Raw genomic sequence first — 10,132 nt, 5'->3', positions numbered from 1 at the left:
TGGGAGCAAGGCTTGCCCGCGATGACGGCGGCACATTCAGCATGGATGCAAGCTGGCCCAGCGCTATCGCGAGCAAGCCCGCTCCCACATGGGTGCTGCGGGCTCGGCCCAGCGCCCGCTCACAACGGCGCTAGACAAGCGGCCACTCAGCAGGGTTGACCGACATGCCGCCAGGCATCACATTGCCTGGACCGCCGATATACTCAGTGGCGGTTTGAGTGTTGCTGACCTGTGGAGCCCATGACCGCGTCAATTCCGATCCGTCCCCCCTGCCCGCCTGGTGTCTGTGACTGCGGGCGTGATGCGTTGCTGCAAACCCCAGGCAGTGACCTGCGCATCCTTTGCTTCAACCGCCAGGAAGAAAAACGCCTGCTCGAACGGCTGGAAAATATCCAGAGCCTGGACGAACTCCAACGGTTGCAGCAACGTATGTACGAAAACCTCGGAATCCGCCTGAGCGTCGAACCCGGCTCCAACGAAGTACGCACCATGCGTGGCATCGCCATCGAGTTCCAGGCGCAACCTGGCCTGTGCCGCAAGATTCGCCAGTCGATCCCCACTGCCATCCGGCGCGGGTTGGAAAAACGTCCTGAAATCGCCTGGCGACTGCTCGATGCCCACGACCTGTTCCGCGACGCCTGAAAAACAGCTCCCTCCCTGGAGCTGCACATCGGTTTAGAAGTCCACAGTGGCCGACAGGAGATAGGTGCGTGGCGTCGCCAACGTCAAGCCCGCCTCACTGTCATCCGAGGCCCCGGCCGAACTCCAGTAACGCTTGTCCGCGACGTTCTCGATATTGGCACGCAGCGTGATGTTCTTCTGATCGACCTTGAACGCGTAGCGCGCGCCCACGTCGAAACGCTCCCACGAATCGATTTCCTTGGTGTTGGACTGGTCCAGGTACTGCGAACTGGAGTGAATGGCGCGGCTGGTCAAGGTCAGGCCCTGTACAGTCGGCACATCCCACTCGGCCCCCAGGTTGACGTTGTATTTGGGCGTGGCAGGCGCCCGATTGCCATCAAAGGTGCCATCGGTGGTGTCAGTCAACTCGCTGTCGATGTACATGACACCGCCGAGCAAACGCAAACCTTTGAGCGGCTCACCGAACACACTCACTTCAACACCGGTGTTTTCACGTTTGCCGTTGGGGCCGAAGACGCGGGTGGTGGCGTCGGTGGCGTAGGCCGGTTGCTTGATCCGGAACACGGCAGCGGTGACGGCAAGCGCACCGGCGTCATATTTGGCACCGACCTCGACCTGACGGCTGATGAACGGCGGGAATATTTCGTCCTCGTTTATCGAGGTCGACGGCGCGATCTTGCCCTGGCTCAAGCCTTCCATGTAGTTGGCATACAGCGACAGCTTATCGGTTGCCTTGAACAGGATCCCGCCCGACGGCGACATCTTTTCCTCATCGTACGCGGTGGCGCCTTTGACGTTATTCGTCCAGTCGTCAACCTTGATCCGCTGCCAGCGGGTGCCGAGGGTCAGCAGCAACCGATCATCGAAAAAACCCAGGGTGTCGGACAACGCCACGCCAGTGGAGCGGTTTTCGGTATAGACCTTGTTGTCCTGGCGCGTGGGGTCGCTCGGATTCGGCGTTTGCACCGGGTCATACAGGTTGCTTGGGGACGAAGCATAACGAGCGCCGCCATTGGTGAAGTCCATGTAGAAATAGCTGGCGGCCAGGTTGATCTCATGGCTCACCGGGCCGGTATGGAGCCAGTTGCGCACCCCGGCCGTGGCCGTGCGGACATTTTCATCCCGGGTAAAGTCGCGGGGCTGGACGCTGAAATCGCCAGCGTCGTTGCTGACCGAAACGTTATGCCGCAGGAAGTCATGATTACTTTTGCGCGCCCCTGCACCGCCGTACAGCATCACGGAATCGTTGACATCGTATTGCGCGTTCACCGTGCCGAAGGTGTCCTGGGTACGCGCCTTGCTCCAGCGCTGGGCGTAGTTGCGACGCACGTCGCTGGCATGCGGGACCTGTGCGTTGGCACCTACCAGTACGCGCTCCTGTGGCGCGTCGGTATCGCGTTCGGTGCGCCCGATGTCCGTCGAGAGGCGCAGACGTTCGCCACGAAAATCCAGGCCCAGCACCGCCATGTCGCGGTCGACACTCTGGTGATCCCACTCGGTATCGCCGGACTGCTTCACGCCGTTGAAACGAACGCCGAACTTGTTGTCTTCACCAAAACGCCGAGCGACATCCACGGCGCCGCCGAGCTGGTTGTTGGAGGCGTAGCTGCCCGTAAACGAAGTGATGGGCTTGTCGGTGGCGCGCTTGGGCACCACGTTGATCCCGCCACCCACGCTGCCACGTGGCGAGACGCCGTTGATGAGCTGGGTCGGGCCCTTGATGATGTCAACGCGGTCGGCCATCTCCATGTCGATCGAATAGGTCGGCAGGATGCCGTAGAGGCCGTTGTAGGCGACATCACTGTTGAACAGGCTGAAACCGCGAATGGTGAACTGCTCAAAACGCCCGCCCGCCGGATTGGTGGCGCGAACCGAGGGATCGCTGGCGATCAGGTCGCCCAGGGTACGCGCCTGCTGGTTCTTGACCACTTCGCTGGTATAGGTGGTCATGCTGAACGGGGTTTCCATGAAGTCCCGCGACCCCAGCAAGCCTTGCGAACCACGACGCGCGACCTGACCGCCGGCATAGGGCTCGCCCTGGGCCAGGCTCGTGGCCCCCATGATCGAGGTGGGAGCCAGTTGCAAGCTGCTGTCTTCCGGGGCCGGGGTCAGGATGTAAGCCTGCTCGCCCACCGGTTGCAGTTGCAGACCGGAGCCCTGCAGCAGTCGGGCAAAGCCCTCCTCCACGGCATACTCGCCCGCGAGCCCGGCGCTGTTACGCCCGCTTACCAGGGCCGGGTCGACCGACAGGTTGACACCCGCCAGCCCGGCGAACCGGGTGAGCGCTGCGCTGAGGCTGCCAGCGGGCACCTGATAGCTGCGTCGGGCAGCTTCTTCGGCCTGGCTGGAGGACATGAACAATGGACTGGCGCTCAGGCTTAGCAAGAGACTCAGGTTCAACAGCGGACGCCAGCCGGCAAGGGCCGGGCGAAGACGCAAAGGTACTACTGCGGACATTGGAAGGAGCTCTCATTTTTGTTCAGTTGCCTTGAATGACAAGCGGGACAAAAAAAGGGGACAGGCGTCAGGCGATTTTTTTACGAAGCGTCAATGTGACCCAATATCGGGTGCGCATTTGCACGTGCACCGGCAGGCTGGCCGAGAGCAACGCGAGGATTCGATCGGTGTTTTCCAGACGGAAGCTGCCGGTCACCCGAAGGGGTTCCAGGGCTTGGTCCCACCGCAACACACCTGGACGATAACGGCCCAGTTCACGGAGAAAATCCCCCAGCGGCTGGTTCTGCGCCACAAGGACCCCGTCACGCCAGCCCAACTGCGCCGCGTCGAAGGCCCCCACCGGCCCGGCGCCTGAGGTCTGGAGGTTGACTTGTTCGCCCTCCTTCAGCGTCAGCATTGGGCCGCGCAGCGGCTGCAGTTGCACCGACCCACTGATTACTGACACCCGGCAACTGTGCTCGCTCAAGCGTACGCAGACCTCGCTTCGGCTGACGGAGATCAGGCCGAACGGCGCCTGGATGGCCAACGGCGTGCCCCCCTTGACGTTGAGAGCTATCTCCCCTTGCACCAGCACCAGGCGTCGGGCCTTGAGGTCCAGGTCCAGGGCGCTGTCGGTGTTCAACTGCAAGGCGCTACCGTCGGCCAGCGACCAGCGCCGCTGTTCACCGGTGGCCGTGTGCAGGTCGGCGCGCCAGGCCTCCAGCGGCAACTCGCGTCCCAGCCACCAGGCAGCGGGCACCAACGCAGCGACGCCTAACGCGCGCTTGAGCACAACACGGCGGGACAATGCCGGACGATCCAGCGTCGCCATCCCCAACGATGGCGGTACTCCGGCGAAACGCTGGCGCAATCGCTGGGCTTTTTGCCAGGCGGCCTCGTGGTGGGCACTGCTGTCGCGCCAGCGTTGCAACGCGGCGCAATCGAAGTCATCCCCGTCAAACTCCATCATGGCCAGCCAGCGAGCCGCCGCTCTGGCGACTTCGCGAGCTTCCGGTGAAGGGGCCTGGCGCATCAAAAGTCCACCAACAGACAATGCTCATAAGCCTGGGCCATGTAGCGCTTGATGGTGCGCTCGGACACCTGCATGCGTTCGGCGATTTCACGGTAGCCCAGGCCGTCGAGCTGGCTCCACAAAAAAGCCCGCCTCACCAGCGGTGGCAGGCCATCGAGCAACTCATCCAGGGCTTGCAGCGTTTCCAGTAGCAGCCAACGCTGCTCCGGGGACGGCACACACGCTTCGGGCAGGCTCGCCAAGGCATCAAGATAGGCCTGTTCCAGGTTGCGGCGCGTGTAGAAATTGCTCAGCAGGCGCTTGCCGACCGTCAGCAGATAAGCGCGTGGTTCGTGCAGTTCGGCCAATGGCTGAGCGCTGGACAGCACCCGCAGGAAGGTATCCTGACGCAGGTCCGCGGCATCCCAGGCATTGCCCATGCGCCGTCTCAACCAGCCTTCCAGCCAGCCACCATGGTCTCGGTACAGCGCGTGCAAAGAACGCTCCGTTGGCGTAGCTGCATCAGACATGTGAAGGAGCCTTGTGCAAGGGATACATTAAATGAGAGTGATTCTAATTAATGTTTCCCCGCGAATCCAACTTCTTTATCGACCGCTCTGTTAAATGCACGACGGAGGGTTACCCGACCTGATGGTTCGCCCCCGCGCTGCCGGGGGGGCGAATTCACTTGTTCAAGAGACCTCAGTGACTGGCATGCAATTGCTTCTGGACTTGCGGCATGGCCGAGGAATGGTGGTTAAGGATCTTCCATTGACCGTCAATGCGTTCATAGATGAAGGTGTAGCGCGCCTGAACCTCGCGTTTGGAGCCGTCGGCGTTGGTCAGGGCAAAGGTGTAGACACCACTGTCCATCGCCGCGTCAGGTCCCAGGTGACGGATTTCCCGGTAGTTGATCTGCCCCACCGGCTTGCCGGTCAGGAAGTGTTCAAAGTAATCCTGAATCAGTGCCGCAGTGTTGCGCACCTGGTTGGAAACGGTGGGCTGCAATATCGCATCCGGCGCATACAGGCTGGTTACCGCAGCAGCGCTGCCGGTTTTGAGGGCTGCGTTCCAGCGGTCGAACAATGCGGCGATTTCACGGTCATTCTGATTCTGCGGCTGCTCGGCTACGGTGCGGTAAACGTATGGCGTTGTTTCAAGTGCCAGGGCCAAGGGAGTGGTCAACATGAAAAAAGCGGCAGTGGCGAAGGTTTTCAGTTTCATCGTAACGTTCCTGTGGGTTTCAATGAACCGACTTTGCCGAGCCTGGCGGCCTTCGCCATCGGCCAACCGGTGCCGATCGCCTATGCCGTTTGGCAGATAGGCCCGGTGCTGATGACGCGCTCTAATACCGCCACGCTGCCCGGTCCCATCCACGCTGGAGCCCTATCATGCAAAGCCCACCCCATGACCCTGGCAGTGCCCTGGCCATCCGAACTCAATATCGCCAGTCGCAAAGTCGTGCCGCACGCCTGCGTCTGCTGTTGGGCACCGGCCATGAACTGACGCAATTGCCCCTGTCGCAGATGCGCCAGCGCGCAGTGCAACGGGCGTGCGCATTCATGGCCATGGACCATGGCCTGCTGCTGGAGTGGGCGGCGGACAGCACTTTTCGCACCATCGCCAGCCATGGCAGCCACGAACGGCTCGACCTGCTTGCCAACCTGGCTCAGTCGCCGTCAGCCGAGCCACAATGGCTGGAGTACCCTGGCAGCGCCCTGCCCCAGGTCTTGCGCGTTCCGTTGCGTGGCTCCGACGGTGTGGTGTTCGGGGCTTTATTGCTGGGCAACGGCGTGACCCTGGGCACGCCGGACAATGAGGATATTGAGTCGCTGCAATTGCTGGCGACCTTGCTGGCTGCCCATCTGGAAAACAGTCGCCTGCTCGAAGCGTTGCAGGCCCGCGAACGCACCATGTCTGAACTGGTCCATCGACTGTTCAGTGCCCAGGAAGACGAACGCAAGCGCGTGGCCTACGACCTGCATGATGGCCTGGCACAGAACCTGGCCGGCCTGCATCAGCGCCTGCAGGGGTTCGCCGGTCGCTGCCCGCCTCTCCCGTCGGATCTGGCGAACGACTTGCAGGCCATCCTCGATCTCGCCCGGGGCTGTGTCGGCGAAGGCCGACAGTTGATCGGCGGCCTGCGTCCCCATGCGCTGGATGACTTCGGCCTGTACAAAGCCGTCGACAAGGAAGCCGACCGCCTGCGGGATGCAGGCCTGTCGGTGGACTGGGCCGAGCACAGCGCCGCTCGCCTGCCGGGCAACGCCGAAATCGCCCTGTTCCGCATTGCCCAGGAAGGCATCAACAACATTCTCAAGCACGCCCGGGCCAGCCATGTGCGCCTGGAACTGGTGGTGAGCGACGACCGGGCCTCGCTGCGGGTCGAAGACAATGGCCGGGGCTTTGCTCTGGAACAACCCATTGAGACCAATGGCACCTGCCATCTGGGTCTCGCGGCCATGCAGGAACGTGCCAGTCTGCTGGGCGGCCATTTGAGCTGTTTCAGTCAGCCCGATAGCGGCACCCGTTTGCTGGCCAGCGTTCCACTACCCACCCACGGAACGCACTCATGACGTCCCCTTTACGTCTGCTTTTGGCCGATGATCACGAAGTGACCCGCACCGGTTTTATCAGCATGCTGGCCGGCAGCCCGGGGTTCGAAGTCGTCGGTCAGGCCAGCAACGGCCAGGAAGCCCTCGATCTGTGCGAGCGGCTGCAACCGGACATCGCCATTCTCGACATTCGCATGCCGGTGCTCAACGGCCTGGGTGCGGCGCGTATCCTGCAGCAACGCCAGCCGGGGATCAAAGTGGTGATCTTCACCATGGACGACAGCCCTGATCACCTTGAAGCCGCCATCGGCGCGGGCGCGGTCGGTTATCTGCTCAAGGATGCCAGCCGCGGTGAAGTGCTGGACGCCCTCACGCGAGTCGCCCAGGGCGAAGAGGCCCTGAACAGTTCCGTCAGTGCGCGCCTGCTGCGGCGCATGGCCGAGCGCGGTGCCAGTGGCGCCACCCAGGTCCAGGCCCTGACAGCCCGCGAGCGCCAGGTGCTGGGGCTGGTGGCTGGCGGCTTCAGCAACCGTGAAATCGGCGAAAAGCTCGGCATCGCCCCCGGCACCGCCAAGGCCCACGTGGAGCGAGTCATCGGCAAGTTGGGGGCCGCCGACCGAACGCAGGCCGCCGTGCGCGGTGTTGCCCTGGGGTTGGTGGCACAACCCAGCGGGCAATGGCCATGAGATTCCTCGCCGCCCGCCGCTGGGCCAACCTGCCATTGCGGGGCAAAGCATTGGTGGTCATTTCCCTGCCGCTGGTGGTTCTGCTGCTGTCGCTGGTGCTGATCTACATCACCGAACGCCAGACTGCCCGGGCCGAAGAAGACGTGCGCCGGGTGCTGCTGGTCCAGGGCGATATCCAGACGGTGCATACCCTGCTGGCCGAAGCTGCGGCCAGCGTGCGCGGTTATCTGCTGACCCGGCGCGAAGACTTCCTGCCTAGCTACGAACAGGCCACGCCGCTGATCAAGGCCGCGTTGCAGCGGTTGGACCACAACATCCGCGACGCCAGGATGCGCGAGCGCCTCAAGACCATCACCCCACTGATCGCAGAAAAACTCGATGGGCTGGATGCCTTGCGCAACGGCAAGGCCGATGACACAGCGGCCATCACCACGATTCTGATCGAAAACAAACAAGTCCTGGACGTGCTGCGCGAACAGATCAACGCCATGCGTATACGTGAGGACGCCCTGCTCGCCGACCGCAGCGCCGCCGCTTCGGCCACGCGCATGCGCTTGTTGTTCGCCACGCTGCTGGCGGCGCTGTGCGGGCTGCTTGGCGCCATCGTGGCGGTGCTGTTCCTGTCCAAGGGCATTGTCGCCCGCGTGCAACAGGTGCAGGGCAACGCTCAGCGCCTGGCCTTGGGTCAACCGTTGTTGCCGCAACCGCCGGAGCAGGACGAAATCGGCCAGTTGGGCACCCGTCTGGTAGAGGCCGGACAGTTGCTTGCCGAACGCGAGCGGGCTCTGCGCGATAACGAAGAACGTTTGCGACTGATCATCGATGGGGTGAAGGACTACGGAATCTTTGCGCTGGACGCCCAAGGCCATGTCATTACCTGGAACGCCGGCGCCGAACGGATCAAGGGTTACAGCGAACAGGAAATCCTCGGCCGGCATTTTTCGTTGTTCTATCTGACCGAGGAATGCCCGGCGCACCCGGACATGGCGCTGCACGAAGCCGCACGTGACGGTCACTACATGGAAGAAGGCTGGCGCTGTCGCAAGGACGGCAGCCGCTTCTGGGCCAGTGTGGTCATCACTGCCCAGTACGACAGTACCGGCACCCTGCGCGGGTTTTCCAAGATCACCCGCGACATCACTGACCGCCGCGCCGCCGAGATCGCCCTGCGCACCGCCCGTGAAGAAGCCGAAAGCGCCAGCCGGGCCAAGAGCGAATTTCTTTCGCGCATGAGCCACGAACTGCGCACACCACTGAACGCCATACTCGGCTTCGCACAACTGCTGGACATGGACTCCAGCTCCGGCCAGCGCCCACAGGTCAGTCACATCCTGCGCGCCGGCCAGCACCTGCTGGCATTGATCAACGAGGTGCTGGACATTGCCCGGATCGAGGCCGGTCGTCTGCCGCTCAACATTGAGCCGATTGCCTTGACGACGGTGTTGCACGAAGCCCTGACGCTGGTTTCCCCCATGGCGGCCGACGCCGGGATTCAGTTGGCCGAGCTGGCGCCACTACCCGACAGCATCGGTGTGCTGGCCGACCGTCAACGCCTGGTGCAGGTGCTGCTCAACCTGTTGTCCAACGCCATCAAGTACAACCGGCCCGGCGGTGAAGTACGCATTGAAGTGATGGCCCAGGGGCCGCGAGTCAGCATTGCTGTCAGCGACACCGGGCATGGCATTGCCCCCGAGCAGCTTGACCGGTTGTTCAAGCCGTTCGAGCGCCTGGGCGCCGATCCACAGGTCGAGGGCACCGGTCTTGGGCTGGCCTTGAGCAAGAGCCTGCTGGAAATGATGCAAGGCAGCCTTCAGGTCCACAGCGAGCCGGGGCAAGGTTGTTGTTTTACCCTGCAATTGCCCGGTGCCCGGGTGGAACACGCCCGCTTGCCCCCCATCGTCACGCTGAAAGTACCGTGTCCGTCAGTCGAATATCACGGCAAGATATTGTGCATCGAAGACAACCTGTCGAGCCTGGCACTGATCGAGACCCTGATGCAGCGTCGTCCGGGTATTCAACTGCTGTCGAGCATGCAAGGCCAGTTGGGTCTGGACCTGGCTCGCCAGCACGCCCCGCAGTTGATCCTGCTGGACGTCACCCTGCCGGACCTGACAGGCCTGGAGGTGCTGCGCCGCTTGCGTCAATCGGCGGCGACGGCGGCCACACCGGTACTGATGATCACCGCCGATGCCAGTGACCTGACCCACCGTGCCCTGCACGACGCCGGAGCCACAGCGATCCTGACCAAGCCCATTCATATCCAGGCCTTTCTGGGCCACCTTGAACGCTATTTACCGGAGCCCGCATGAATCGCGATTTGCGCATCCTGATCATTGACGATCAGCGCCCCAACCTGGACCTGATGGAGCAGTTGCTGGCTCGCGAAGGGCTGCACAACGTATTGAGCAGCACCGAGCCTTTGCGCACCCTCGACCTGTTCAACAGTTTTGAGCCTGACCTGGTGATCCTGGACCTGCACATGCCGGCATTCGATGGCTTTGCCGTGCTGGAGCAACTCAACCGGCGCATCCCGGCAAACGACTACCTGCCGATCCTGGTGCTGACTGCCGACGCCACCCGCGACACCCGCCTGCGCGCCCTGGCTCTGGGCGCCAGGGACTTCATCAGCAAACCCCTGGATGCGCTGGAAACCATGCTGCGCATCTGGAACCTGCTGGAAACACGGGCGCTCTATAAGGCGTTGCGCGAGCTGGTTCCATCACGTCAGATCGAACTGTTGCGCCAGCACCGGCCAGCCGTCGACGCGGTTTAGTCCTATTGCGCCGGGCCGCAATGGCTCG

At 62.7% G+C, this 10,132-nt stretch carries 9 protein-coding genes; 5 read left to right on the top strand and 4 right to left on the bottom strand.

Annotated features, from left to right (window positions below; translation table 11 throughout):
* Window positions 1-240 precede the first annotated feature (240 nt).
* The gene (locus MA884_RS23220; protein WP_256232704.1) at window positions 241-642 is read left to right on the top strand and encodes a hypothetical protein; all 402 of its coding nucleotides are present in this window, start codon (window positions 241-243) and stop codon (window positions 640-642) included.
* 33 nt (window positions 643-675) lie between these two features.
* Here the strand turns inward: MA884_RS23220 and MA884_RS23215 are convergent, their stop codons facing one another.
* The 4 genes from MA884_RS23215 to MA884_RS23200 form a co-directional block, all read right to left on the bottom strand.
* On the bottom strand, window positions 676-3,099 hold the full coding sequence (locus MA884_RS23215; RefSeq protein WP_256232703.1) for a TonB-dependent receptor: 2,424 nt from the start codon (window positions 3,097-3,099) through the stop codon (window positions 676-678).
* 67 nt (window positions 3,100-3,166) lie between these two features.
* The gene (locus tag MA884_RS23210) at window positions 3,167-4,114 is read right to left on the bottom strand and encodes a FecR domain-containing protein (RefSeq protein WP_256232702.1); all 948 of its coding nucleotides are present in this window, start codon (window positions 4,112-4,114) and stop codon (window positions 3,167-3,169) included.
* Window positions 4,111-4,620 carry a sigma-70 family RNA polymerase sigma factor gene (locus MA884_RS23205; RefSeq protein WP_256232701.1) on the bottom strand — a complete coding sequence of 170 codons (510 nt, stop codon included), beginning with the start codon at window positions 4,618-4,620 and terminating at the stop codon, window positions 4,111-4,113. The genes MA884_RS23210 and MA884_RS23205 overlap by 4 nt, the downstream gene beginning before the upstream one ends.
* Window positions 4,621-4,792: 172 nt before the next feature.
* Entirely contained in the window at window positions 4,793-5,314 is a 522-nt protein-coding gene (locus MA884_RS23200; RefSeq protein WP_256232700.1) for an SgcJ/EcaC family oxidoreductase, read from the bottom strand.
* Window positions 5,315-5,481: 167 nt separating this feature from the next.
* On the opposite strand from MA884_RS23200, the gene MA884_RS23195 reads away from it, so the two are divergent.
* Genes MA884_RS23195 through MA884_RS23180 form a run of 4 tightly spaced genes read left to right on the top strand, consistent with a single transcriptional unit; the run spans window position 5,482 to window position 10,104 of the window.
* On the top strand, window positions 5,482-6,666 hold the full coding sequence (locus MA884_RS23195) for a sensor histidine kinase (protein ID WP_256232699.1): 1,185 nt from the start codon (window positions 5,482-5,484) through the stop codon (window positions 6,664-6,666).
* Window positions 6,663-7,331 carry a response regulator transcription factor gene (locus MA884_RS23190; RefSeq protein WP_256232698.1) on the top strand — a complete coding sequence of 223 codons (669 nt, stop codon included), beginning with the start codon at window positions 6,663-6,665 and terminating at the stop codon, window positions 7,329-7,331. The genes MA884_RS23195 and MA884_RS23190 overlap by 4 nt, the downstream gene beginning before the upstream one ends.
* On the top strand, window positions 7,328-9,640 hold the full coding sequence (locus MA884_RS23185; protein ID WP_256232697.1) for an ATP-binding protein: 2,313 nt from the start codon (window positions 7,328-7,330) through the stop codon (window positions 9,638-9,640). The genes MA884_RS23190 and MA884_RS23185 overlap by 4 nt, the downstream gene beginning before the upstream one ends.
* Window positions 9,637-10,104, top strand: coding sequence for a response regulator (locus tag MA884_RS23180; protein WP_256232696.1), 468 nt, complete (start codon window positions 9,637-9,639; stop codon window positions 10,102-10,104). Before MA884_RS23185 ends, MA884_RS23180 begins: the two co-directional genes overlap by 4 nt.
* Window positions 10,105-10,132: the final 28 nt, after the last annotated feature.

The sequence above is a fragment of the Pseudomonas sp. Q11 genome (assembly GCF_024494355.1).
Classification (GTDB): Bacteria; Pseudomonadota; Gammaproteobacteria; order Pseudomonadales; family Pseudomonadaceae; genus Aquipseudomonas; species Aquipseudomonas hefeiensis.
Note: the sequence above shows the minus strand (reverse complement) of the source record. Positions and strands in the feature narration are given on the sequence as shown.

Excerpts from the sequence above, each read along its gene's own strand:
- MA884_RS23220 (WP_256232704.1), top strand. The coding sequence starts at position 241 with ATGACCGCGTCAATTCCGATCCGTCCCCCCTGCCCGCCTGGTGTCTGT.
- MA884_RS23215 (WP_256232703.1), bottom strand. The coding sequence starts at position 3,099 with ATGTCCGCAGTAGTACCTTTGCGTCTTCGCCCGGCCCTTGCCGGCTGG.
- MA884_RS23205 (WP_256232701.1), bottom strand. The coding sequence starts at position 4,620 with ATGTCTGATGCAGCTACGCCAACGGAGCGTTCTTTGCACGCGCTGTAC.
- MA884_RS23200 (WP_256232700.1), bottom strand. The coding sequence starts at position 5,314 with ATGAAACTGAAAACCTTCGCCACTGCCGCTTTTTTCATGTTGACCACT.
- MA884_RS23195 (WP_256232699.1), top strand. The coding sequence starts at position 5,482 with ATGCAAAGCCCACCCCATGACCCTGGCAGTGCCCTGGCCATCCGAACT.
- MA884_RS23190 (WP_256232698.1), top strand. The coding sequence starts at position 6,663 with ATGACGTCCCCTTTACGTCTGCTTTTGGCCGATGATCACGAAGTGACC.
- MA884_RS23185 (WP_256232697.1), top strand. The coding sequence starts at position 7,328 with ATGAGATTCCTCGCCGCCCGCCGCTGGGCCAACCTGCCATTGCGGGGC.
- MA884_RS23180 (WP_256232696.1), top strand. The coding sequence starts at position 9,637 with ATGAATCGCGATTTGCGCATCCTGATCATTGACGATCAGCGCCCCAAC.